Source organism: Lactococcus sp. UBA7128 (assembly GCF_002492185.1).
Lineage (GTDB): Bacteria > Bacillota > Bacilli > Lactobacillales > Streptococcaceae > Lactococcus > Lactococcus muris.
Genome location: NZ_DKXK01000033.1, coordinates 1 through 25,813, shown reverse-complemented (window position 1 = coordinate 25,813; position 25,813 = coordinate 1). Strand labels below are relative to the sequence as shown.

Below are 25,813 nucleotides of genomic sequence, written 5' to 3'. Positions count from 1 at the left end.
CCTCATCCTCCGCGACCAAGACGGCGCATGGACATCAAACATATAGAAGCAGTAACCAAGTGATGTTTATGATTGCTTGGTTTTTTATGTTGCTTTCGTCTCGGCATTTGATAGTGATAGCCTGCTAGAATAAGAAGAGAGCGAAAAGATATGTGCTAGAGCATCTTTCCTTCTTCAGAAAAGCAAAGTTATCGCTTCGGGGTCATAATTAGTCCGTGCCCGGTAACGGAGTATGTTATAATATAAACATGACAAAGGATATAAAATTAATCGCTTTAGAAATGACAATCAATTAGTGGATACAATCTAACAAAATAAATAGCAGTAATAAAAGGGATATTGGTAGTTTTTAAGCTTGAAATATTGAGGAAATCGTTAAGCGATATTTTTTTGAATTATAAGTGATTAAGTATAAAAACTAAAATTGTTACATAGTTTATTATCGTTAAAAGGTTGGTAATCGTTAAATGATATGTTTTCTTGAAACCTTTGATACATTTGAATAGTGAAAAGCCTTGTTTCAAGGCTTTTTAGCGTATAGGGGGCAGCTATCAGAGTGAGAGTAAAACATGAATGTTTAGGTCTGATAGTCCTAAAAGACTATATCAAGAGTATTTAAAGTTGTTGTGAAAATATCGCAGAATCAGAATTTGAGCCTATTTTCTCCTTCTGCAACGAAAATAATCTATCTGGGAGCCCCCCAGTTTTTTGTCCCAGGCTCTTTGATTAATTATTGTTAATGAAGTTAATCATCCAGTTACTGACATCAGAGTCAGTAAGCATAGGAATGATAGATTGTCCAAAGATGACAGGACTATATTATCCACCTATTGGAAAATAGACTAGTTTTATCAAATTCTATAAGAATAAATACAGGAGGTTCAGGAGACGGGGCCTTTTTTATGAACAGTCCCCAGTAGCTGATGATACTTTGGCACAAAATGGTAAATGATTGGCATGAAATGTTGTGGCAATTGCCGTAACAATCCCTTATAATAAATACATAAATCAAATAAATCAAAAGAGGTTATAAATATGTCTAACAAAAAAGTGATTTTGATTACAGGTGCATCATCAGGTATGGGAAAATTGTCAGCTCAAGATTTGATTAAAGCAGGTCACACGGTTTACGCCGTAGCACGAAGTGTTGATAAGATGAAAGACTTAGAAGCGCTAGGTGGACATATCATGAAAATGGACGTGACAGATGAAGCTGACATTGAGGCGGCAGTCAAAAAAGTAATTGAAGAGCAAGGTCGTATTGATGTTCTTTGGAATAACGCTGGCTATGGTCTTTACGGTCCAGTTGAAGATTTGTCTATGGAGAAAGTTCAACAACAATTTGAAGTCAACGTCTATGGTGTTGCTCGCTTGACAAAAAAAGTTCTTCCTTATATGCGTGAGCGACGTGAAGGTTTGATTATCAATACCTCATCAATGGGTGGAAAAATTTACACACCACTTGGAGCTTGGTATCATGCAAGTAAACACGCAATTGAGGGTTTCAGCGATTGCCTCCGTATGGAAGTCAAAGAGTTCGATATCAAGGTGGTTGTCCTTGAGCCAGGTATGATTAACACAGGCTTTAATGCGACTGTTGCTCAAAACTTCTCTTATGAATCAAAAAATGGACCTTATAAACGGTTAGTCAATGGTTACATTAAGCAGATGGAAAATAACCCAACACCAGGTTCAAAACCAGAGGTTATTTCACGAACTGTTTTGAAAATCATCAACGCTCGTAACCCTAGAACTCGCTATCTTGTTGGTCGTGGAGGAAAACTTCTTGTTGGAATTCGCCGTATCTTCGGAGATAAATTCTTTGATATGATGATGATGGCAGCAATGAGATAGATGAGGCACTAATAAATCTTTCATGGTATAACGATTATCTAAATAAGGAAAACAAGGAAAATGAAACTTAACATTACTAATCAATTTCAAGATTTTTTGCAATCCGTTGGTGTAGACCTACCTTTGCTTTTAGAAAGGGCAAATGTGCCTAATAAACTCTGGAAGGAAGAGATTAGTTTAACCGATTTAGAATATTATCGGCTCTTGCAAGAATTCGATCAAGTCATGACGGAAGAAAATATCCGCCAACTTAGTCAGTTTTCTCATATTCAGATGTTTGTACCAGCATTTTTTGCCGCTTTATCTTCTCCAAATGGGTTAGAAGCTCTCAAGCGTTTTGCCCGCTTTAAAAAAATTACAGGTCCAATTGTTGTGGATAGTATTGAATTAGAAAATACCGTCGAAGTCAGCTTTAAGTTTATCCATGCTAACATGGAATTGCCTAAGTTTTCTGTTCTTAATGAGCAGTTGTTAGTGCTGAGTTTGTTGCGAACTGGTATTGGAGCTCAGCGCTTATCCTTAGTTGTCGAAAGTCCTTATGATTATGATGACGTGACACTGGAAACCATTGGGGCTCAGGTTCAGAAAGGGGAAACCAACCGTCTGATTTTTGATAAGACTGATTTGTTCAAGCCATTTCTAACCCAGAACAATATCATGTGGCAATACTTGGAACCCGAGCTGAATCAACACTTGGCTCGTCAGGAAAGAGAACAGAGTTTTACTGGTCATGTTCAACAGGAACTTTACAAAGCCATATCAAGTGGATTTTTTTCAGTGGCGGACATATCACGCCATTTAGGTGTCAGTGTTCGAACACTACAACGAAACTTGACATCAGAAAATACAACCTTTAAACAGGAATTACAGGCTGTTCAGAAAGCAATGACTTTTTCCTATATAAAAATGGGGTTACCAACAGAGGAAATTTCATATTTAGTTGGGTATAGCGAAGTAAATGCATTTAGTCGAGCCTTTAAAAAATGGACAGGTAAAACAGTAACAGAATATAGAAAAGAAATGTTCTGATGAAACAAAGTTTAAAAAGATGTTCGAAAATTATCTTTTTACTGATGGCAAAGTCATATCCATGTGATGTGGCTTATTTTTATCATTGGAAAAGAAATACTAAAAAATGATATAATTATACGATAAAACCAAAACGTTAAAAGAGTCACACCTTTAGAGCTTTTTGCGCCCCCTAAACCGAAATAAGGAGAAATTGTATGATAAAATTAATCGCTTTAGACCTTGACGGAACCTTACTTAACAGTAAAAAGAAGATTTCCGTTCAAAACATTGAAGCCATACAAGCAGCAAGACAAAAGGGTGTGGAGGTTGTTTTGACAACAGGACGGCCTTTGGCAGCCATTCAACCTTTTTTAGAGACATTGGAAATGCTGGATTTTGATGATTTTAGTATTACTTTCAATGGTGGACTGGTCCAACGCAATACAGGTGAAATTCTCTCTAAAAAAGTGTTGAGTTACGATGATATACGCTTGATTAAACAAGAAACTTCTGCTCTGGAAATCCCTTGTGACATCTTGAGTGACGACATCGTGTATGTCACCAAAAGCGCGCGTCCTTCACAGTATCCTTCCCTTAACAGCCTTCTGGAATTTCATCCAGTAAGCTTTGACCAACTGCCACAAGATGGGATTTACAATAAAATCGTTTCCTGTACAGATGCTGACTTTCTTGATGCGCAGATTCGCAAGTTTCCAAAAGAATTATTTGAGCGGTTTGAAATTTTTAAGACACGTGATATCTTATTAGAGTTCATGCCTAAGGGAATAAATAAAGCGTTTGGTTTATCAAAGCTCATCGAACAGTTAGGACTCACACCTGATAATGTCATGGCCATGGGAGATGAGGAAAATGACCTGAGCATGATTTCGTGGGCAGGCTATGGTGTAGCCATGAAAAATGCCGTGCCAAAAGTTAAGCAAGCAGCCAATATCATTTCAGACTTTACAAATGACCAGCATGCAGTCGCCCAAGTGATTCAAGAATATGTCTTATAGGAGGAAATATGGGATTATTTGACCGTTTATTTGGTAAGAAAAAAGAAACCGAGAAAGTTGTTGAAGAAGTTGAAGTTAAGGAAGAAGTCGCTGGGGGAAATGATGAATCTGAGGAGCATTCGGAGCCTGTAGAATATGTCATTTTTTCTGAGCAAGCAGGAGAACTCCTGAACGAAACAATGCCTGAAATTCTTGCAGAGCTCGGCTCAGAAAGTTCACCATCAGATGAAGAAAGGGAAAACTTTCAAGAAGAGTCTGATGTGCTCGAAGAAGAGATTAAGGAGATTGAAAGTTCAGAACTTGCTGAAGAAGTTGTTTCTTTGGAAAAACAGAACGATGAACAGCTTTCTAAGGCTTCTGCACCTGTAGAAGCTCAAGAAGAAAAGACAGCTCATAATCTTGAGGAAAAATACGACAAGTCCTTGGAAAAAACGCGAAAGACCTTCGGAGAGCGCTTCAATGCCTTTTTAGCAAATTTTCGCTCTGTAGACGAGGAATTTTTCGAAGAACTTGAAGAAACGCTCATCATGTCAGACGTTGGGGTTGACCTAGCCTTGGAAGTCACAGAGGAGTTGCGACATGAAGCAAAGCTAGCAAATGCAAAATCGCAAGACGCCTTGCGTCAACTCATTGTTGAAAAAATTGTTGATAAATTTGATGATGAAAAAGTACCTTCTGATTTGAATCTACAAGAAGGTTTGACCGTCTTTCTCTTTGTGGGAGTGAATGGAGTTGGTAAAACAACGACCATCGGTAAACTTGCTCATCGTTATAAAGAAGAAGGGAAAAAAGTACTTCTTGCAGCTGCGGATACATTCCGAGCAGGTGCTATTGACCAGCTTGTAGAATGGGGCAAGCGTTCAGATGTTCCAGTTGTAACAAAAGCAGCGGGGGCTGATCCTGCCAGTGTTGTTTTTGATGCTGTAGAAAAAGCCAAGACTGAAAATTACGATATATTGCTCATTGATACAGCTGGACGCCTTCAAAATAAAGATAATTTGATGAAAGAGCTTGAAAAAATAGGGAAAATTATCAAGCGTGAGCTGCCTACAGCACCGCATGAAGTTATCTTGGCTCTAGATGCAACGACTGGTCAAAATGCGATTCAGCAAGCCAAAGAATTCAGTGCAGTGACACCGATATCAGGGATTGCTTTGACTAAGCTGGATGGTTCAGCAAAAGGTGGAATTGTTTTGTCCATCGTTCAGAGTTTGAAAATACCTGTTAAATTAGTAGGATTAGGGGAGCGGATTGACGATCTTGCTGATTTTGATGAAGAATTTTTTGTACGTGGCTTGTTTAAGGAACTCATCTAAACAGATATTCCCTCAGAAAGACGAACGATTAATAAAGGACACTAAACGACAGGGAGAAAAATGGAACCTTCTAACTAATAAGGTTCCATTTTTGTAACTTTTGGATAGAGAGGTCTTGTCGAGCTGATTCCTCAAAAAGAGCATTTTTACTGTGATGTCTTGAACATTTGCTTTTCGAAGAAACTCATCGAGACTTGAAAAAAAACGCAATTCAAGGTAAAATGAAAGGGTCTAGTTATAAAACTGTTTTATATAGAAAGGCTGTCATGTCGTATTCAAATTTGAAGTTGTTTGCGCTTTCATCTAATCAAAAGTTGGCTGAAAAGGTTGCAAAGGAAATTGGTATCCAAGTTGGGAAATCGCGTGTACTCACTTATGATGATGGTGAAGTCGAAGTCAAAATTGATGAGAGCATCCGTGGGGAACACGTCTTTATCCTCCAATCAACAAGTGCTCCAGTCAATGAAAACTTGATGGAACTGTTGATTATGATGGATGCTTTGAAACGTGCGAGTGCTGCTTCAATCAATGTGGTAATGCCTTATTATGGGTATGCGCGTCAAGACCGTAAAGCGCGAGCGCGTGAACCAATCACATCCAAATTAGTTGCCAATATGCTTCAAATTGCAGGTGCAGATCGTTTGATTACTTTTGATTTGCACGCTGCTCAGATTCAAGGCTTTTTCAATATTCCAGTGGATCATCTTATGGGGGCTCCATTAATCGCGGAATATTTTCGCCGTCATGGCTTTGCACAGGGGGGAGACCTCGTTATCGTTTCACCTGACCACGGTGGCGTAGGGCGAGCGCGTAAGTTGGCAGCTTTCTTGAAAGCACCGATTGCAATTATTGACAAGCGCCGTCCACGTGCGAATGTTGCAGAGATTATGAACATCATTGGTGATGTTAAGGGGAAAAAATGTATCTTGATTGATGATATGATTGATACAGCTGGAACGATTACCCTTGCAGCAAATGCTTTGAAAGAGCTTGGGGCTACAGAAGTTTATGCGTCATGTACACATGCTGTTTTATCAGGGCCAGCTATTGAACGCATTGAAAGCTCAGGGATTAATAAGCTTGTCGTTTTAGACACTATCGAAATACCAGATGAACGTCGCAGTAAAAAGATTGTTGAAATTTCAATTGCCCCCTTGCTTGCAGATGCAATCATCCGTATCCACGAAAAACGTCCGTTATCGCCGCTTTTCGAATTACATATCCCTACTGAAAATTAAGAGCAAAGTGGCCGAACGGTCACTTTTTTGAAAAATGGAAATAGAAAAAATAAAAGAACTTTATCGTGATGTTCCAGAGGCTGAACTTACGGCACGGGAACGTACTTTAGTCGCCTTGCTTTCAAGAACTTCTGCTGATTTTTCCAGATTACCTGTAGGACGTTTTCGCATTTTACAGTTTTCAGTCGCAGATTTTCCGGAATTTGTAGAGAACTTACGTTTTGTCTTGCCTGACTTGATCGGTCAAGATAGCGAAAAACAGTTTGTGATTGAAGAATATACGGGAAAAAACTTAAGCAAATCAGAACTCTCTGACAGTCTGCGCGTTTTGTCACAGGACATGGGAGAAAAGCTAGAGAGTTACATTGGGAGCTTTGCGTCGAGAGAGGATTTGGCTAAGGTTTATGCGGAAGAGTCAGAGTTTTTTAGGCAAAGAGCTAGCTTTAGTGAAGTTATACTTGCACACGCTTTAAGTCAAGTCGACAGCACACTGCTCAATAATGTAAAGCAAGAACTGCTCCAAAGTCCAGACGACATGGAACTGGTTCGAGCGCTTTACACAACTAAGGGAAACCAAGTGGCTGCAGCAAAGCTTCTCTACGTTCATCGGAACACCTTGCTTAATAAGATGAAAAAATATGAACAGAAGTACGGCTTGCAACTTATAGGGAGTGATCTTGTTTTAGCTTACAGCTTGATTGGGGCAGGGTTGGATAGAGTTTTCCCGCTTTCTTAGGTAGGTGATACTTATGGTAATGGACTGTCCGCATTGCCTTTAAAAGCACTAGTGAGAAACGTCAAGCTTTATGAGGCGAGGTGAAGGATCTTATGAGACAGTAATCAAGTCATCCTCTGAAGAAAAGCAGAAAAAATACTTTTTTGGTATAATAAAGCTTAATATTTGTAAAAGTAAATTATAAAAGTTTTAAGGAATAAAATATGGAATATAAACACAATGAGATTGAAGCCAAATGGCAAAAGTATTGGGCTGAAAATAATACTTTCCGCACAGGTACAGACAAAAACAAACCAAAATTTTACGCATTGGATATGTTTCCTTACCCTTCAGGAGCAGGACTTCACGTGGGCCATCCCGAGGGTTATACAGCAACGGATATTCTGAGCCGTTACAAGCGTGCACAAGGCTATAATGTCCTTCATCCGATGGGCTGGGATGCTTTTGGGTTGCCTGCAGAGCAGTATGCGATTGATACAGGGAATGATCCAGCTGAATTTACAGCTAAGAATATCGCCACTTTCAAGCGCCAAATTAACAGTCTTGGCTTTAGCTATGACTGGGAGCGGGAAATAAATACAACAGATCCAGAGTTTTACAAGTGGACACAGTGGATTTTCACTAAACTTTATGAAAAAGGTTTAGCTTATGAGGCAGAAGTACCTGTAAACTGGGTAGAGGAACTGGGAACAGCTATTGCAAATGAGGAAGTCCTCCCTGATGGTACTTCTGAACGTGGAGGCTATCCTGTTGTCCGTAAACCTATGCGTCAGTGGATGCTCAAAATCACGGCTTATGCAGAACGCTTGCTCAATGACTTGGAAGAGCTCGACTGGCCTGAGTCAATCAAAGAGATGCAACGCAACTGGATTGGAAAATCAGTGGGTGCAGATGTGAATTTTAAGGTAGAAGGTAGAGATGAAACATTCACCGTCTTCACCACGCGCCCAGAAACACTCTTTGGAGCGACTTTTGCCGTTCTTGCACCAGAACACCCATTGGTGGAGAAGATTACAACAGCAGCGCAAGCAAAAGCTGTTGAAGAGTATCAACATCAAGCTAGTCTGAAGTCAGACTTGGCACGTACAGACCTAGCAAAAGATAAGACTGGTGTGTGGACAGGTGCCTATGCAATTAATCCTGTAAATGGTAAGAAAATGCCAATCTGGATTGCGGATTATGTACTTGCCAGCTATGGTCATGGGGCCGTCATGGCAGTGCCTGGGCATGATGAACGTGACTGGGAGTTTGCCAAGGCTTATGATTTGGAAATTGTCCCTGTTTTCGATGGTGGGAATGTTCAGGAAGCTTGCTATACAGAAGGCGGAAAGATGATTAACTCGGACTTTTTGAATGGTCTGGAGAAGGAAGAAGCTCTTGAAAAAATAGTTGCCTATCTTGAAGAAAAAGGCATCGGTTCTCGTAAGGTAACTTACCGTCTGCGTGACTGGCTCTTTAGCCGCCAACGCTATTGGGGGGAACCAATTCCGATTATCCACTGGGAAGATGGCACAAGTACTGCAGTTCCAGAAGATGAGCTTCCATTAGTCTTACCAAAAACGTCGAACATCAAGCCCTCAGGTACGGGAGAGTCACCTTTGGCTAACTTGACAGATTGGTTGACTGTGACCCGAGAAGACGGTGTAAAAGGGAGACGTGAAACAAATACTATGCCACAGTGGGCTGGTTCTTCATGGTACTATCTTCGCTATATAGATCCGAAGAACAGCAAAGCTATCGCTGACCCAGAACTTATTAAAGAATGGCTTCCTGTAGATATTTATATTGGAGGAGCAGAACATGCCGTCCTTCACTTGCTTTATGCGCGTTTCTGGCATAAGGTACTCTATGATTTGGGAATTGTTCCAACAAAAGAGCCTTTCCAAAAGCTTTTTAATCAAGGAATGATTTTAGGAACTTCTTATCGAGACAGTCGCGGTGCTTTGGTTGCTACGGATAAGGTTGAAAAGCGCGAGGGTTCATATTTCAACATCGAAACAGGTGAGGAACTTGAACAAGCACCAGCGAAAATGTCTAAGTCATTGAAGAATGTGGTTAATCCTGATGATGTTGTGAAACGTTATGGCGCTGATACTTTACGTGTTTATGAAATGTTCATGGGACCTTTAGATGCAAGCATTCCTTGGTCAGAAGAAGGACTGGAAGGCGCACGCAAATTCTTGGACCGCGTGGTACGTTTGCTCAGCAACAGCACAATCACAGAAGAAAATGACGGCAGCTTGGATAAGGTTTATAATGAAACGGTTAAAAACGTTACGGAACGTCTGGACCACATGTTGTTCAACACTGCGATTTCACAACTGATGATTTTTGTTAATGCTGCCAATAAAGCCAAAACTCTGCCGCTTGAATACGCCAAAGGTTTTGTCCAACTTTTAGCGCCATTTGCACCTCACCTTGCGGAGGAACTTTGGGTAGAGCTTGGAAATGAAGCAGGAATTTCTTACGTACCGTGGCCAACATATGATGAAAGCAAACTTGTTGAAAACGAAGTAGAAATTGTTGTGCAAATTAATGGTAAACTCAAAGCAAAAGTAAAAATTGCAAAAGACTTACCGAAAGATGAGTTAGAAAAAGTTGGACTGGAAGCAGTAAAAGTTGAAGGAAATATCGTCAAAGTTATTGCAATTCCAAATAAATTGGTAAATATTGTAGTTAAGTAAAGTAGGTCTTTCAAACAAGACTGTTGAAAAGAGACGGGGCAAAGGCCCGACAATAAAAACACTTAATCATGTGTATAAGAAAATACACAGATTAAGTGTTTTTTTACGCGTTTTGGATGAATTTAGTCTTTTTTAATTTTGTCCCTGACTTTATATAATTCTATCTTTATTACACAAGACATCGTGTTAAAGAAAAATTATGTAAAATTTTTCAACAGTTTCGACTCAAATTCACTGTAAAGGTATGAACGATATTTTTGATGAGAGTTAACTATGTCAATGGCGTTTGTTCTATGTTTTTAGGAGATTTAGGGTGAAATGGATCAAAAAAGTTCATTTCCTACATTGTATCCCAAACCTTGCTCTTTTTACACGCCTTACACACAGTATGAGAAACAAAAAGTCAGGAAACTTGTGCATTTTTTGCTACAATAATTAGTGAGTTTGCTGTTTGATTTGAGATAAAACCGCAAATGATTGAATGAGAGAAAGAGGGAGTCATGCCTTTTTATACAACGAACGACGGCGTTCAAATTAATTATCACAGTTATGGTCAAGCAGGAAAGCAGGCTCTGGTTTTTATTAACGGTTATTCTGCCAGCGAGGTGACTTGGGCTTTTCAAATCGATTTTTTTGTTTCAGCAGGTTATCGCGTTATCACTTATGACCATCGTAGTCATGGGCAGAGTCAGGAAGTGGATTATGGAATGACTCTTCACCGCTTGGCTACAGATTTAGAGGAACTCATGACTTTTCTACAGTTGGAGAAACCCATATTAGTCGGGCATTCGATGGGGGCAGCAACTATTATGGCTTATGAAGAACTCTTTACAGATGCGAGGTTGACGGCCATTGTCACGGAGGATCAGGCACCGACATTTATGAAAGCCAAAGATTGGATGGACGGAAATACGGGAAAAACACTGGGCGAATTAGAACATTTTATCAGGGACTTTCCACGCACAAAATTAACGAATCGTCAACTCACAGGCCAAGTCAAGCGGGTTCTTGGAAAGGGCATGCTTCCTTTTGATTTTCAAAAGCACCAAGATTTATTGCAGAACGTGATTACACAGGACTGGCGGAAAAATCTTACAAGAGAGCGCGTGCCGCATCTTTTCCTTGCTGGCGGTCACTCGCCAATCTTTCCACCAGAGCATGCACAAGCTGCTCGCAAGCTCCAAAGGAATACACTCTCAGAGGTAAGTGTTTTTGAAGATTGTGGACATATTCTTCATGTTGAGAACATTGAGGCTTTTAATGAAAAACTCCTTACTTTTATTGAAAAGATAGTGTGAAAAGACTGGAATTAAAGGGCGAAATTATCTGAAATCAGCTAAAATATATAAGCAAAAAAAACGTTCCATTTTGGTTAGAAAATCGAGCGTTTTTTTCTTTTTGAATTTCTCTCAGTTTTTGAATTTTTCCTTATCCGTAAGCAGCATCTTATCTTCCTGCGCTTCCAGGTACTCTAAGAAGATTATTTTGAGTAAGGCTGCCACAGGAACTGCAACAAACATTCCCAAGATTCCGAAATAAGCACCGCCTATGGAAATAGAAATGATAACAATGATGGGATTAACGTTTAAAGCTCCACTCATTAGTTTCGGACCAATAATATTACCATCGATTTGTTGGAGAATGATGAGCATGGTGATTGTAGCAAGCGCTGCTTCCCAGCCACCTGTAAAAAAAGCGATAAGCATTGCAATGAGAGAGGCAAAAAACGAACCAAAATAAGGAATCATGTTTCCGATACCGATAAGCAAACCTAAACCGACTGCGAAAGGATTGGTGGCAATTCCAGTGAAGTGCATGATTGTCAGTAATAAAGTCGATAAAATCCAAATGATACAGGCATCAAGAAATTGAGCAGAAATAAATTTATAGAAAATGACATCGGTTTGTCGAAGATAGTGTTTGATTGTCCTTAAGTGCTCCTCCTTTGTTGAAATGCGTCCAACCCGTGTGAGGAGTTGCAAAATGCTTTCTTTGTAAAGCAAGAGATAAATGGAGATGATTAAACCAATAATCAAACGAAAAACTTGTGAGGCTAATCCCAAAGTGAAAGTGCTTAAGGACTCAATCCCGCTACTGATGTAGCGTGCAGCATCTTGCGCTGTAAAATTATCTACAAAGTAACGAATGGATTCTTCAATGTTGAGAAAATTATCCAATTCTTGAAACTGATTACTGTTTAACCATTGGGAAATATTGTGGTAAATGTTGGGTAATATACGTAGAAATTCGGCCAAATTTCGCACCACAAGAGGAAATAGATAATAAAAACTAAAAAAGAGAAGAAGCAGAACAAAGATATAGACAATAAAAATACTGAACTGCCTCGCATGGCGATGAATAAACTTTAAGTTTGTTTGTTTCAGAAGTAGAATCAGTTTGTTGACAGGTTTATTCAAGAAGTAGGCAAAAATTGCGCCAAAAAAGAGTGGCGACAGTATTTGCAGAAAATGCCCAATGCTTTTAGCAATGGGATTCATATTTGATAAGATATTAAAAAGTAAAAAGACTGTGAGAATAAAAAGTAAGCCATTGAGCCAAAGGTTCCAGTTGAACTTTATTTTTTCCAAGGGAGATCTGTCCTTTCGGTTGACTTTTAAAGAAAGTCTTTCTTTTATTTTAATATCATTAGAAAATCCTGTCAATTGTTTTAAGAAAAAACACAGAAAGTCGTCTGTGTCTATAAATAAATTTGGCAAGAAAAACTAGTGGTTGCGATAGTCAACAATCTCAATATGTGGTGCTATTTTTTCCCCGTCGCCCATGATTTCAATCAAATGGTTAGGCGTCATACGGACATACATATTTTCGTCAAAGTACATCATTCCCCAAGCTTTACAATAGAAGTCGCCTAGAGGAGATTCTATTCTCCCATCAAAAACAGCAGGCACTTCGCCCTTATTTACCGCAACAATGCGATAGCGAGTAATACCGCAGCAAGTACTGGCAACAGTTTCATCACTTAAAGTATGGTCAAAGTCTAAGACAAAATCAGCGGGCTTATCCTCAATCATGGCTAAAAGTCTCTGTGTAATTGTGTCATCAAGTGTAATTTTCATAGTTTTATTTTACTATGAAATGTGAGAGATTGCACAGAAGAAGATTAAAATTAAACAGAAGAAAGCACTAAGTGGAGATGTAAAATTTTGTCCTTTTTTATAGGACTATAAAAATTTTAAAAAGTCTAGTTTTTATAATAGTGCTGTGCTTTACAAAGTGACGTGAAAGCGATATAATGTTAGTTGGAAATTTTTTTCATTATTATACTATAAGTAGGAGACCGATTTTAAATGACTAAGAAAAAAATCGTGGTCATCGGTGGTGGTGTTGCTGGGGTTCATGCAACACGTGAGCTTTCGAAAAAGCTTAAAGCAAATGCTGACATCACTTTGATTGACAAACACAGCTATCATACATCTATGACTCAGCTTCATGAAGTTGCAGCAGGACGTGTGCCATTCACAACAGTTCAATACGACTTCCAAAAACTTTTGGGAAAACGTAAAAATGTGAGCCTTGTAACTGATGCTGTTGTAAGTCTTGATAAAGAAAACAAAAAAGTTATTACAGAGCACGGAAGCTATGATTATGATTACGTCATTGTCGCTCTGGGTGGGGAACCAAATGACTTTGGTGTGCCAGGTGTTAAAGAACACGGCTTCACACTTTGGTCCCTTGAGGATGCTATGCGCATCAAACGTCAACTTGAAACTGTTGTCCAATACGGTTCAACAGAAGTTAATGATGAAAAACGTCGTGCACTCTTGACGATTTCTGTTGCAGGTTCAGGCTTTACAGGGATTGAAATGGCTGGTGAACTGATTGACTGGCGTAAAAAAGTTTCAACAGATTGGAAGATTCCAGAAGAAGAAATCACAATTAACGTTGTTGAAATGATGCCAACAATCCTAAACACATTGGACCGTAAGCAGGCAGATAAAGCACATGCCTACCTCGAAAAGAAAAATGTCAATGTATTAACAAATCATGGTATTGTTGAAGTTGCAGAAGACCACATCAAAGTAAATGTTGGCGGACGAGATGAAGAAAAAGTTCTAAAAGAAATCCCAACACACACATTGATTTGGACTACAGGTGTTCAAGGTAATACAGCAGCGCAAACTAATCTCAATGAAACAGAACGTGGTCACCGCCTCCAAGCCAACGAATTTATGCAAGCTGTTGGCTTTGAAGATAAAGGAATCTATGTAGCTGGGGACGTTTCAGGTTATATCGAACCAGATACTGGCCGTCCAACACCACAAATCGTTGAAGCAGCAGAGCAAACAGCACATACAGCAGCTTCGAATATCATTGCAGATATTAATGGTGGTAGCAAACACAAACACGTAAGTAAGTACCAAGGAACAATGGTTTCGATCGGTTCAACTTGGGGTGTAGCTAAAGTCGGCAGTATGCGTCTGACAGGCTTCTGGGCGATGCTGATGAAGAACATCGTTTACTTTATCTACACATTGCAAATCCGCTCAGCACACTATTTCTGGCGTTATGCATTGGATGAAGTTTTCCGTACAAAAGATGGTCGTAACTTCATGCGCGGTCATACTTCACGCTTAGGTAATGTTCTCTGGGCTGTACCACTTCGTATCTTCTACGGTCTCGTTTGGTTGACAGAAGCAATGAAGAAAATCGTTGGTGAAGGTCAGCTCTTTAACCCGACAACTTGGTTCGGTAAAGGCTCTTGGTTTACGGACGATCTTAAATTCCCGTTTGCTTGGTTGCAAGAAGTACCGAAACATGCAGATGCTGCTGCTGGCGCAACAGGTGAGGCAGCAACTAAGGCAGCTGAAGCTGCTGCTGGTGCAACAGATGCGGCAGCTAGTGGCGGTGCTGAAGCGGTACATAAAGCAACAGAATGGGGACTTTCATACGCTTATGGAACAGATCCAATGCCAGTCTTTGAAAAAGTACCAAACTGGATGGAACCTTTCTTTAAATTCATGATTCCAAATCGTGATGTCGCTTTATTCATGCAAAAATTCATGTCTATTGTTGAAGTTTTACTTGCTCTTGCAATCATCTTTGGTCTCTTTACTTGGATTGCATCAGGCGTAACTGCGGCCTTGACAGTGATGTTTGCACTTTCAGGAATGTTCTTCTGGGTAAATATCTGGTTTATTCCAGTAGCCATTGCCTTGATGAATGGCTCTGGACGTGCCTTTGGTTTAGACAAATGGGTTCAACCTTGGATTCAAAAACTACTTACCCAAATATGGTATGGGAAGTCTCGTTCCATCTATAAAGGACGTTAATTTTAGAATAGCTCTTAGGGAGCTATTTTTGTTTGCAGCAGTGGCAATCTTTCTCCTGAAATTGATTCTTGATCATTTATCAGATATAATAATAGAGTGGTTATCTCATATGCGTGCTCTTCTATTTCTCAGCAGTTACGCAAATATTTATCAAAGGACGTCCAAGATACCTTATGACATTTAAAACTTTTTTAGAACTTGTCGAAATTAAAACAAAAATTGCAAGTATTTTTCCCTATATCATTGGTTTGCTTTTCAGTTTGAGCTATTTCAAGTCCTTTAATCTTGCCTTATCTCTTCTGTTTTTTCTTGCCATGTTAATTTTTGACATGACAGTAACGGCTATTAATAACTATCAAGATTTTCAAAAAGCGAATGATGAGGTGTATAAAAGAGAAGAAAATATTATTGGTACAGCTAAGCTGGATCCCATGTTTGTTAGGAATCTCATCTTATTTATGCTTGCTCTAAGTCTTTTCTTGGGCTTTTTCCTTGCCTATTTCACAGGCTGGCTCTTTTTATTACTAGGAGGAATTGTCTTCTTTATTGGAGTCTTTTATACGTACGGACCCATCCCTCTTTCTCGCATGCCTTTGGGGGAAATATTTTCCGGTGGAACGATGGGCTTTGGAATCTTTGCGATGGTCGTGCTTGTGAACAGTGCACAACATCCCACCTTCAAGCTTAATCTTAACTTTTCGAGTGATTCCTTTACTTTTTCTGGAAGTATGCTGGGAGCAGTAGCGATGATTGTTGCGAGCTTACCTCTAGTCTTGACAATTGCGAACATTATGCTGGCTAATAACTTACGTGATCTGGACACAGATATCAAAAATCATCGCTACACTTTAGTTTATTATATAGGACGTAAACAAGGGTTTCAGCTTTTTCAGCTTCTCATGTATAGTGCGTATCTTTTCCTTATTTTAGGCTTTTTCCTTGGATTTTTTGAGTGGCCTACACTATTGACTTTACTTTCATTTCCTATAATCAAGAAAAATTTAAAACGGCATGCAGCAGAAGTTCCAGCTCCTCATAGCTTTGTTTATTCTTTGAAGAACATGGTGACTTTTAACAGTTTTTATGCTCTGTCTTTACTTTTGGCGATTTTTTGGCAAATATTAGTAAAATAAAAAGGAGGAGGCTGGGACAAAAGTCCAAAATAATGGAAAATCGCTCAATTACGGTCATTAAGAATGTCGTGGTTGAGCGATTTTGATTTTTTAGTTTTGGACAAAAACAGTCAAATTTCGACTTTTGTCCTAGCCTATTTTTAGCTTGACAGAAATTCAGTCAATAACGTTATAATCATACTCGTCTTCCTTGATTTCTTGTGCAATACCCAGCCAAGACATCCAGCCCAAGTGGACACCAATGAAAACAATACCCCATCCGATAGCAAAGTTCAAAAGCCAAGGGTGGATAATTTTCAGTGAAGTCAGCTTCATTCCGGCATAAGCAATGATAGGCCCTGACACAAGAAACCAATTGTATTTGTTTTTCATATATTTTTTCATTAAACTTATTAGTCTCCTTAAAAAAGTATAGAAAGAGATTCCGTGAAAAATCAATTAGATTTTTGCATACAATTATTTTTGCTTTTTTTCATTTCTTTTCGTTACTTCCCCCTTCTCTTTCATCGCTTTCAAAATCACCGCTGTGACTGTTTTGGAGGAAATGAAGCCACCAATGCTACAAAGAGACAGCCCTACAGTAAGATTTAAAACTAGGGTTTCAAACATAAAAATGGACATTACCATGATACCAAGTGAAAGGATAAGGCTACCTATATACAAGAGTATGTTTTGTTTTATTTCCACTTTCATTAGGCTAAAATATATCCGTCTAAGCGACCATCATCGCGGTCAAGTCCCCAAGTAATGGCACCACCAATGGAAATTCCTGCAAGTGTGGTAGCTAACCTGATTGCAGACATGATTATCCCTGAAACTCCTATTCCCACTCTACGTAATATTTGGCCTTGGACTACACGAGTGATAAGAGTGCGGTGAGTTTGGAGGAGAGAGGCCAGTGCAGCACGGCTTCGGGCAGCTGCACCAATCCCAACGGCAATGAGTCCTACATCTATAACAGTACCTATAAAACGACGGGAATTCCACCAATTTCTTCCGAATCTGCGAAGAAGAGGATTATATCCAGTAAGACTTAAATACTCCTCCAAAGCTTTTGAAACTCTTTCTTCATCTTCAGGGGTGATTGTCAATGATTCAATTTCGCTGTGACCATATTTTTCTTTGATATAGTCAAGGGCTTGGTTTGATTTTTGTTCCTGCGCCACATATTCACTTGGCAATTGTATCGGTTGATAAATTTCAGCTTCATTTGAAGTTTCTGAATTAACTTGTTCATCAACTTTCACATCATTCGCCTGTACGACTCCAACAACAGGGAGACCAACAGCTGTAAATAAAACTAGGCTTGCTACAAGTACCATGATAAATTTTTTTCCTTTCAATTCGATACTAGAGTTTTTCTAGCAGACTTTGGTTGTAACTGCCTTTAAAAAAATTGTTCTCCTTTCTGGAAAAGGCTTTCATTTCACTTTATAAAAATGTTAACAAGTTAGACTTAAGCGAAACTGAATTGTTCGTAATATTCAGATTATTTTATGCCATTTTTGGCACATTTGATGAGAAGTGAAAAGATTTGTGTCAATTTTTTTTAAGGTCAAGGTTTTAAATCTGCTTGATCGATCAAGGACTGCTCTCTAAAGTTAGACAGAGGAAAACTTCCGATTTCGTATGAAAGTCTTTAAAAATTTTTAACTCTATATCAAGAAGAACTGTTGAAGTTACTCTATTGACTGCTTTGTTAAAAATTTGTTAAAATTAAAGAATGAACAGAGGTTACGCACGATGTAAGACAGTGATAACCTTTGGAATTATTTTAAAATTTTACAACATAAATAGGAGGACTTATGTCAAACTTAGTTGCCAAACGTGTTTCTAATTATGAACTGTTTTTTGACTTAGTTTTTGTACTTGCAGTGTCAAATTTAACTGGACTTTTACATGGAGAACTAACTTCAAAAAGTTTTTTTACTTTTATCGCTGCAAATCTTGTTATCATGTAAATCTGGATCTTTGAAACCTTTTATATGAATAGTTTTGGAGAACGTGATTTACGTGATATTTTGACGATTACAGCTCTGATGTTTGCGGTTGGTAATCTCTCCTTCCATATCAGCACAGATTACAGCGCTCATGCCCTTCCCTTTGCTTTTCTTGTCACTATTTCTTATGGTATTATTGCGCTTCAATATGTTTTAAGAGGGAGGGCAAGTAGCTTTACTCATGAGATTAAGCACGCTATTAGATTTATGGGAAGTTTGACCCTTATCTTTGCTCTTAGCTGCGTAGCGATATTATCGAATTTTTGGTTTTTCAATGAATGGTCACTTTTATTCTTTGTAGCCCCTATATTTTTGCCACTTGTTTCACATCGCAATTATGATCAAGCGCGGATTATCAACTTCCCTCACTTTTTAGAGCGGCTGCAACTTATTACCATCATCACGTTTGGAGAAACGGTTGTTGCTATTTTGAAAACATATCAAGATGATATTCTTATTGGAGGAATTTTCTTTTTTGGTATGGCAAGCCTATTTTTTCTTTATATCTCCCAAACTTTTCTCAATATTAATCATCATCAAAGAGTCAGAGTTACCTTGCTTAGCTATGTCCACAATGCTCTTTTAATTGGGCTTAATCTCTTTACTGTTGGTATTGAAGCGATGTCAAACTCGCATCATAGAGAGCTTGGTGCGACGTTTATCATTATAGGAATAGCTATCTTTTATTTGGCTTTGATGGCGACAAGTACCTACAACCAAGAACGCTATCGTCTGACCTCAGTGGGAAGTCTGATATATGCTCTTTGGATAAGTCTTGTTTCACTTACTCTTTATATCCTAAGAGAACAGTTCCTTCCCTTTATAATAGTCTTTTTGATTGCGATGGTTATGAATGCTTGGCTGTTCATATATGAGAGACAGAGGAGACTGAGGGACTAGATGTCTTAAACTTGTGTCTTGTTAAAGAAATTTGGTTATTAAATGAATGGGATGAGCCTCATGTTGTCTAAGTTGCTCCACTATAATTCCTTTTTATCCTGAGTGGTGTACCTTGCTAGAGGAGAAAAAGTGATCTTAATTAAAGTCTAATAAAAAAATCGGTGAGCCTAAAGGACCTCCGATTTTTCTTATGTTATTTGTGGCTGTTTGCTAACTCGCGCTCTAGAGCCAATCTTTGAACTTTCATTGTGGCTGTACGTGGTATCGCATCATAGTCCATAAGGAGTGGTTCATTTAGGAATGGCATGTCAATGATGGAAGACCACCAAGCTTGCCAGTCCATCTCCTTACCTTCCGCAAGCGCCAAAATAGGTTGAGGATGTCCAGAAGCATCGCGGATAATAATCACTTCATCAAGGAAATCGTGTTGGTCGAGGAGAATATCTTCAATGGCTAAGTTTGACTCCACCTTGTCGATGAGGTCGACTTGACGGTCATAGAGGAAAAGTACACCGTCTTCATCCATAATTCCCCAGTCGCCTGTATCCCACCAGTCGCCATAAACTTCTTCAGCAAAACGATCGTCTTCTTTATAATAAGTGAGTGCACGTCCTTTAGAGAGAAAATGAATATGACCAGGTGTGCCTGCAGGGACAACATTTCCATCAGCATCTGTCACACGTGCTTGGGAGAGACCAGGCATGCCGATCCCCATTTCACGTGCATTTGTAGCTGGTAAAGTGCTCAGACGATGTTTTTTCCAGATCATTGGACCGCATTCAGACTGGCCATAGATTTGTAAGAAAACAGGATCTTCCTCTTTAGAAGCAGCGAGGAAGGTATGCATCGTATCCTTGTTAATCGCATCAAAAGTTGAGTGGAGATAACGAATAGAAGCAAAGGCATCGGGTGTTTCTTTCACGACATTTGCCAAACGAACAAAATGGTTGGGATGTGTTTCAAAAGCCGTAGGACGGTATTTTTCAAACATGCTAATGACTGTATTTTTTTCTAAATTCGAAAGGGGCATAAGGTCAAAACCGAAAGTCATGGCTGACGATATACCAATGTTGAAACGGGAGTGAACCGGTGAAATGTGGAAGGCTAAAAGAGAAGATTTGTTTGGCATCCAATCCATAACTGTACGTTGCAAGACCCAGCGCCAACCCATAGAATGCGCAGAGTGCGCAATCAGTTTCGGAATCCCAGTAGTACCCGATGTATGTGTGAGATAAGCAATCTCATCCGTAGCCAATTGTTGATTGGCGATTTCAGGACTATTGGTGATTGAAGCAAAGTCAGAAACGAAGAGTTTATGGTCTTCCTTAACATTTTTCAATTCATGAACCACAGAAGCTATATCTTCATCAAAAATGAGCCAAGGGTTTTCAAGACGTGCGGCTAAGGTATCCATTACCGGTGTAGAAAAGTGATGGGAAATCATTGCTGGAACTGCTCCAAGGTAGGACACAGCAACAGCAAGAAGGTAAGTATCAAAGGCACTTGATTTAAAAATAATCACCTTGTCTTCTTTTTTTATTCCTAAGGCTGCCAGACTATAAGCTTTTTGTAATACTGCTTCGTGAACGCTTTGATAACTTGTCTCAAGATCTAATTCAGGGAAAGCGTTTAACTTTTTATCAAAAATAAAACGACTTTTGGGGAACTTTTCAGCGGCTTCTTTGAAATTTACATAAAGATTCAGAGGTTTGTGATTGAATTTCATTAAAATCTCTCTTTCTATTTTTCTAAAGTTTATTATATCACAAACTCCCTGAGAGGGATGAAGAAAAAATGTCTTCTTTTTGTTTTTGATCATGCAAGAATAGTCTGAAAAGTCTGCGTAAAACAGGAAAATTAGCAAACTTATCTTTTTACTAAAAAGCCAGTTATAGATAGATATGAAAGCGCATTAATGTTATAATTATCTTTGGAAGAAGTAGTTTCGTTGATTAGGGAAAAATTTACGAAAAAGCTTTGCTCAGCAAAGCTGCGGAGGAAATATGGAAAATTTACGTTACAAAAGTGTATTTGACATTATTGGCCCTGTAATGGTTGGTCCCAGTAGTTCACATACTGCTGGTGCCGCCCGTATAGGTAAGATTATTCGTTCAATTTTTGGCGAATTACCGGAAAAAGTAGAGATTCATTTATACGAAAGTTTTGCTAAAACTTACCGGGGACATGGAACAGATGTCGCTTTGGTTGCTGGTGTTTTAGGCATGGATCCAGATGACCCTCGCTTACGTGATGCACCACGCATTGCCCATGAAGAAGGCATGGAAGTGACTTATATTCCTCATCCAGAAGATAAGGCAGATCATCCTAATACAGCACGCTTGATTTTAAAAAAAGGCGACCGTGACATGAGTGTCACAGGGATTTCTATTGGTGGGGGCTTGATTCAAGTGACCGAACTCAATGGTTTCGACATTTCTATTTCAGCAGGGATGCCAACCTTTGTTATTGTCCACCAAGATGCACCAGGTATTTTGGCACGCTTAGGAGCTATTTTTGAAAAGCATGATATTAACGTGGCACAGATGAATTTGACACGTGAAGCTAAAGGTGAAAAAGCGATCATGATTATGGAAGTAGACAGTTTCGATGTCGAAGAAGCTTTTGAGGAAATGAAACATATTCCGAAACTTTCTGCTGTAAATTTCTTTAAATAAGGGGGAATTATGTTTTCAAATGTACAAGAACTGCTTGAAGATGCAAAAGCATACCCATCAATTGCTGAATTGATGATTGCAGAAGAAATAGAACAAACAGGAGCAAGTCGTGAACAAATCATTGAGATGATGGAGCACAACTTAGCAACGATGATGTCATCGATTGAGGAAGGCCTACTTGGAAATAAGTCAACAACAGGACTTACAGGTGGTGATGCCAAGAAAATGGATGAATACATTAAGTCAGGAAAAGCGATATCAGGCGATGTTATTTTAGGCGCAGCGCGTGATGGCGTAGCTGTAAACGAAGTCAATGCTCAGATGGGACTCATCTGTGCGACACCGACAGCAGGCTCTGCAGGATGCTTGCCCGGAGTGCTCTCCGCAGCGACGAAGAAGTTAGGGCTCACACATGAGCAACAGGTGGAATTTATCTTTACAGCCGGTGCTTTTGGTTTAGCTATCGCAAACAATGCAACGATTGCTGGTGCTGAGGGCGGCTGTCAGGCTGAGGTAGGTTCCGCATCTGCCATGTCGGCAGCAGCTTTGGTTATCATGGCTGGAGGAACGGGAGAGCAAGCAGGCGTGGCTTTAGCACTGACCCTTCAAAATATGTTGGGCCTGATTTGTGACCCAGTAGCGGGCTTGGTAGAAATCCCTTGTGTTCACCGTAACGCCATGGGAGCTTCACAGGCGATGATTTCCGCAGACATGGCTTTGGCTGGTGTTAAAACAGTCATACCAGTAGATGAGGTTATTACGTGTATGTACAATGTAGGGCGCTCATTACCTTCTGCTCACCGTGAAACTGGTGAAGGTGGCCTTGCGGCAACGCCAACAGGACGTGAAATTATGGAACGCATCTTTGGTGACGGAAAATAATAATATTGAAAATAAACGACCCTTTTTGAAAGTCTATACTTGCCTTAAAGGGTTTTTTTATTTATAATACAGAGTTCTGACTTGACTTTTATAGTTTACGAATGTAAACTATAGTTATAGTAAATATTTATAAGGAGTGCCAATGAACGAAGTAGAATTTAATATATCTAACGCGGAATTGATAGTGATGCGCGTTATCTGGTCGCTTGGTGAAGCACGAGTTGATGAGATTGCCTGTCAGATTTCCCCTAACTTGGATTGGTCTTTGGCAACGGTTAAAACCCTGCTGGGACGTCTGGTAAAAAAGGGAATGTTAAGTACTGAAAAAGAAGGGCGTAAGTTTGTCTATCGTCCTTTGATGGCAGAATGCACAGCTATTCAAATGATGGGACAGTCTTTACTTGAAAAAGTTTGTGAAACTAAACAAGTTAAGCTCTTAGCCGATATGATCGCCTTGTCTAACTTGACCTCAGAAGATATAGCAAGTTTGCAAGAAGCGCTAAAAAATAAAGAAACAGTTCAAGAAACAACGTGTACTTGTTTAGAAAATTTTAATTCTTGCAGCTGCCAACACGTCAGCTAATAGGGAGGAGAGAGAATGGAAAAAGAAAAATTTGCAATCAAAGGTATGACCTGTGAGCACTGTGCAATGCATGTGACTTCAGCACTTGAAGGACTTTCAGGTGTAAAATCAGCTAAAGTTTCTTTAAAAAAGAATGAAGCACTTGTCAAATTTGACGCCGAGGTCACTCCTGTAGAGGAGATGGCGGAGGCTGTTAAAGAAGCAGGCTATGAATTAGTAAAATAAGAGGACTGTCCAGAGGGACAGTTTTCTCTGGGAAATAAAGTTTACATATGTAAACTATGGAGGGGTAGAAAATGAAAAGCCAAAACTTTGTCATAACTGGAATGACCTGTGCAAACTGTGCAAATACGGTATCTAAAGCTTTGAACAGCTCCGATAAGATTAAAGAAGCTACCGTAAATCTAGCCACAGAGAAGGCAAAGGTTATCTTTGACGATAATATTAGCGACCAAGATGTGATAAAGATTGTCGAAAAAGTGGGTTATGGTGCGATTGTAAATGACAAGAAGCATCAAGAAAAAATTGCGGCGCAAGCACGTAAACGTGATCGAAATTTGCGTCTGTCACTGGTTGTAGCAACTGTATTGACATTACCTTTGGTAATCGCAATGTTTGAAGGGATGTTGGGTACACACTATCTGATGTTCTTGCACGATCCTGTGTTGCAGTTGATTTTAGCCACACCTGTTCAATTTATTATCGGTTGGCGCTTTTATGTAGGCTCTTATCATGCCTTGAAAAATGGCAATGCAAACATGGACGTTTTGGTTGCCCTTGGAACAAGTGTTGCTTATTTTTCCAGTTTAGTTCTAGCTGTTTTTATGGGACAAAAAAATGCGCTGCATTTTGAGTCTGCCATGGTCATTATTACATTAGTTGTTTTAGGAAAGGTACTTGAACACAATGCCAAAGAGAAGACCACTCAAGCGATTACACGTTTGATGAGTAGTCGAGTGAAAATGGTGCATACAGAAGAGGGAGATGTTCCTCTGGAACAAGTGCAAATTGGTGATGTCATTCAAATCTTTCCAGGTGAGAAGGTGCCTTTGGATGCTATGATTCTTAAGGGCAAGGCTTCCTTTGATGAGAGCCATCTTACAGGAGAAGCATTGCCAGTCGTCAAAGGCGATGATGAAACATTATTTGAAGGGGCTGTGAATCTAGATGGCTCAATCAAGGCAGTGGTGGTTCGTGATGTTAATGACTCAACAATTTCTCGTATGGTCGAACTGATGGAGGAAGCGCAAGCTTCTAAGCCAGATATTCAAAAATTTGCAGATAGACTTTCAAATGTTTTTGTTCCGATAGTTTTGGTTATTTCTCTGTTAACTTTTATTATCACATGGGCTGTGACGGGCGTTTTACTGACAGCGATTATGCATGCTGTAGCAACATTAGTCATTGCTTGTCCTTGCGCGCTGGGATTGGCTACCCCAACAGCGATTATTTCGGGGACTGGATTAGCAGCTAAAAACGGCTTACTTTTGAAAAATGCTAATGCTCTGGAGCTTACAAATACAGTAAAAACCGTTTTCTTTGATAAGACAGGAACGATTACTACAGGAGAATTTGAGCTTTCAAGTTTTGATGGAAGTTCAGAAGACTTTAAAATATTGGCAAGTTTAGAAAAGCACTCCAATCATCCCTTGGCTCAAGCTGTAAAAGCGGAAAAAACTTATGACGTAGAAAATCTCAAAGAAATCGCTGGTCGTGGACTGTCTGCTGAGATTAATGGACGTAGATATTTTGCGGGTAATGCGAAACTCATGGAGGAACAGGGACTTCAGTTTGAGGAAAGTACAGATACCGTTATTTATCTGGCAGACGATGAAAAGTTGCGAGCAACAGCTACTTTCAAATCTGCTATTAAAGCAGAAAGTGTTCAAACAGTGGCTGAATTGAAGAAAGCTGGGATTCGCACAGTGATGTTGACGGGAGATAACGCAAACTCAGCCAAGAAGATTCAAAAAATTGTAAATTTAGACGAGGTGAGAAGTAATCTTTCACCAGAGGATAAAGCTCAAATCGTCCAAGAGACGCCGCATTCTATTATGGTAGGAGATGGTATCAATGACGCTATCGCGTTGGCCAGCAGCACTGTAGGTGTTGCGATGGCGACGGGTTCAGATATCGCCATGGAAGCAGGAGATGTGACCATCATGGGGGGCAAAATCCATAAGCTTCTCGACCTATTTACCGTTTCTCGCAAGACCTTGCGTAAAATTAAGCAAAACTATTTTTGGGCTTTTATTTACAATATTATCGGTATTCCTCTGGCAGCTTTTGGGCTCTTAAATCCCATGGTAGCAGCTGCAGCTATGAGTTTATCAAGTGTATCAGTAATTTTGAATTCTTTGCTCTTGACTAAGGCAAAACTCTAAAATTAAAACACATCGAAACATCGGGGAAGAGAAGGGACTGAGAAGTCTCTTTTTTTTCAGAGCGATAAGCTAGGGGATAAACTCCCTTTTTCTCATCAAACACTCATTTC

Annotated in this window: 21 protein-coding genes and 1 pseudogene; 16 read left to right on the top strand and 6 right to left on the bottom strand. The window is 39.5% G+C overall.

The genetic code is table 11. The features are described from left to right. The first annotated feature begins 1,035 nt into the window (after window positions 1-1,035). From B4H39_RS04245 to B4H39_RS04210, 8 genes are all read left to right on the top strand, one after another. On the top strand, window positions 1,036-1,854 hold the full coding sequence (locus B4H39_RS04245; RefSeq protein ID WP_251423276.1) for an oxidoreductase: 819 nt from the start codon (window positions 1,036-1,038) through the stop codon (window positions 1,852-1,854). A 60-nt stretch (window positions 1,855-1,914) separates the two neighbouring features. Then, complete coding sequence (locus B4H39_RS04240; RefSeq protein WP_251423279.1) at window positions 1,915-2,883, top strand: AraC family transcriptional regulator; 969 nt, start codon at window positions 1,915-1,917, stop codon at window positions 2,881-2,883. 197 nt (window positions 2,884-3,080) lie between these two features. Continuing rightward, window positions 3,081-3,881, top strand: coding sequence for a Cof-type HAD-IIB family hydrolase (locus B4H39_RS04235; RefSeq protein ID WP_251423282.1), 801 nt, complete (start codon window positions 3,081-3,083; stop codon window positions 3,879-3,881). Window positions 3,882-3,889: 8 nt separating this feature from the next. Next, window positions 3,890-5,197 (top strand): signal recognition particle-docking protein FtsY, encoded by a 1,308-nt coding sequence (ftsY, locus tag B4H39_RS04230; protein ID WP_251423285.1) that lies wholly within the window; start codon window positions 3,890-3,892, stop codon window positions 5,195-5,197. Between the two features lie 266 nt (window positions 5,198-5,463). Then, window positions 5,464-6,435, top strand: coding sequence for a ribose-phosphate diphosphokinase (locus tag B4H39_RS04225; RefSeq protein ID WP_202231483.1), 972 nt, complete (start codon window positions 5,464-5,466; stop codon window positions 6,433-6,435). 34 nt (window positions 6,436-6,469) lie between these two features. After that, the gene (locus tag B4H39_RS04220) at window positions 6,470-7,171 is read left to right on the top strand and encodes a helix-turn-helix domain-containing protein (RefSeq protein WP_251423288.1); all 702 of its coding nucleotides are present in this window, start codon (window positions 6,470-6,472) and stop codon (window positions 7,169-7,171) included. Window positions 7,172-7,374: 203 nt separating this feature from the next. Continuing rightward, window positions 7,375-9,855, top strand: a complete 2,481-nt coding sequence (leuS, locus tag B4H39_RS04215; RefSeq protein ID WP_251423291.1) for a leucine--tRNA ligase — start codon at window positions 7,375-7,377, stop codon at window positions 9,853-9,855. 500 nt (window positions 9,856-10,355) lie between these two features. Then, a complete protein-coding gene (locus tag B4H39_RS04210; RefSeq protein WP_251423294.1) occupies window positions 10,356-11,153 on the top strand; it encodes an alpha/beta fold hydrolase in 798 nt (265 codons plus the stop codon). 111 nt (window positions 11,154-11,264) lie between these two features. On the opposite strand, the gene B4H39_RS04205 is transcribed toward B4H39_RS04210, so the two are convergent. Further along, entirely contained in the window at window positions 11,265-12,443 is a 1,179-nt protein-coding gene (locus B4H39_RS04205) for an AI-2E family transporter (RefSeq protein ID WP_251423297.1), read from the bottom strand. 135 nt (window positions 12,444-12,578) lie between these two features. Next, window positions 12,579-12,932, bottom strand: coding sequence for an iron-sulfur cluster biosynthesis family protein (locus B4H39_RS04200; RefSeq protein ID WP_202231595.1), 354 nt, complete (start codon window positions 12,930-12,932; stop codon window positions 12,579-12,581). 231 nt (window positions 12,933-13,163) lie between these two features. Between B4H39_RS04200 and B4H39_RS04195 the strand changes: the two genes are divergently transcribed. Then, window positions 13,164-15,146 (top strand): FAD-dependent oxidoreductase, encoded by a 1,983-nt coding sequence (locus B4H39_RS04195; protein ID WP_202231594.1) that lies wholly within the window; start codon window positions 13,164-13,166, stop codon window positions 15,144-15,146. 173 nt (window positions 15,147-15,319) lie between these two features. Beyond that, window positions 15,320-16,279, top strand: coding sequence for a 1,4-dihydroxy-2-naphthoate polyprenyltransferase (gene menA, locus B4H39_RS04190; RefSeq protein ID WP_251423300.1), 960 nt, complete (start codon window positions 15,320-15,322; stop codon window positions 16,277-16,279). A 156-nt stretch (window positions 16,280-16,435) separates the two neighbouring features. On the opposite strand, the gene B4H39_RS04185 is transcribed toward menA, so the two are convergent. The 3 genes from B4H39_RS04185 to B4H39_RS04175 all read right to left on the bottom strand — a co-directional run bounded on the left by B4H39_RS04185 (window position 16,436) and on the right by B4H39_RS04175 (window position 17,601). Beyond that, on the bottom strand, window positions 16,436-16,663 hold the full coding sequence (locus tag B4H39_RS04185; RefSeq protein ID WP_251423303.1) for a hypothetical protein: 228 nt from the start codon (window positions 16,661-16,663) through the stop codon (window positions 16,436-16,438). A 72-nt stretch (window positions 16,664-16,735) separates the two neighbouring features. Next, window positions 16,736-16,972, bottom strand: coding sequence for a hypothetical protein (locus tag B4H39_RS04180; protein ID WP_251423306.1), 237 nt, complete (start codon window positions 16,970-16,972; stop codon window positions 16,736-16,738). Beyond that, on the bottom strand, window positions 16,972-17,601 hold the full coding sequence (locus B4H39_RS04175; protein WP_251423309.1) for a hypothetical protein: 630 nt from the start codon (window positions 17,599-17,601) through the stop codon (window positions 16,972-16,974). Before B4H39_RS04175 ends, B4H39_RS04180 begins: the two co-directional genes overlap by 1 nt. Before the next feature lie 483 nt (window positions 17,602-18,084). Between B4H39_RS04175 and B4H39_RS04170 the strand changes: the two are divergent. Continuing rightward, window positions 18,085-19,179, top strand: a pseudogene (locus B4H39_RS04170) (low temperature requirement protein A). 193 nt (window positions 19,180-19,372) lie between these two features. On the opposite strand, the gene B4H39_RS04165 reads toward B4H39_RS04170, so the two are convergent. Further along, on the bottom strand, window positions 19,373-20,905 hold the full coding sequence (locus B4H39_RS04165; protein ID WP_271328074.1) for a class I adenylate-forming enzyme family protein: 1,533 nt from the start codon (window positions 20,903-20,905) through the stop codon (window positions 19,373-19,375). A gap of 277 nt (window positions 20,906-21,182) precedes the next feature. Here B4H39_RS04165 and sdaAB point away from each other — a divergent pair, with 277 nt between their 5' ends. The 5 genes from sdaAB to B4H39_RS04140 all read left to right on the top strand — a co-directional run bounded on the left by sdaAB (window position 21,183) and on the right by B4H39_RS04140 (window position 25,703). Continuing rightward, window positions 21,183-21,854 carry an L-serine ammonia-lyase, iron-sulfur-dependent subunit beta gene (gene sdaAB, locus B4H39_RS04160; RefSeq protein ID WP_251423318.1) on the top strand — a complete coding sequence of 224 codons (672 nt, stop codon included), beginning with the start codon at window positions 21,183-21,185 and terminating at the stop codon, window positions 21,852-21,854. Between the two features lie 9 nt (window positions 21,855-21,863). Beyond that, window positions 21,864-22,736 carry an L-serine ammonia-lyase, iron-sulfur-dependent, subunit alpha gene (gene sdaAA, locus B4H39_RS04155; protein WP_202231570.1) on the top strand — a complete coding sequence of 291 codons (873 nt, stop codon included), beginning with the start codon at window positions 21,864-21,866 and terminating at the stop codon, window positions 22,734-22,736. A 142-nt stretch (window positions 22,737-22,878) separates the two neighbouring features. Then, a complete protein-coding gene (locus tag B4H39_RS04150; protein ID WP_202231569.1) occupies window positions 22,879-23,319 on the top strand; it encodes a CopY/TcrY family copper transport repressor in 441 nt (146 codons plus the stop codon). A 15-nt stretch (window positions 23,320-23,334) separates the two neighbouring features. Next, window positions 23,335-23,544: a heavy-metal-associated domain-containing protein gene (locus B4H39_RS04145; protein ID WP_202231568.1), complete on the top strand. Its 210-nt coding sequence runs from the start codon at window positions 23,335-23,337 to the stop codon at window positions 23,542-23,544. Between the two features lie 71 nt (window positions 23,545-23,615). Continuing rightward, entirely contained in the window at window positions 23,616-25,703 is a 2,088-nt protein-coding gene (locus tag B4H39_RS04140; RefSeq protein WP_251423321.1) for a heavy metal translocating P-type ATPase, read from the top strand. Window positions 25,704-25,813 lie beyond the last annotated feature (110 nt).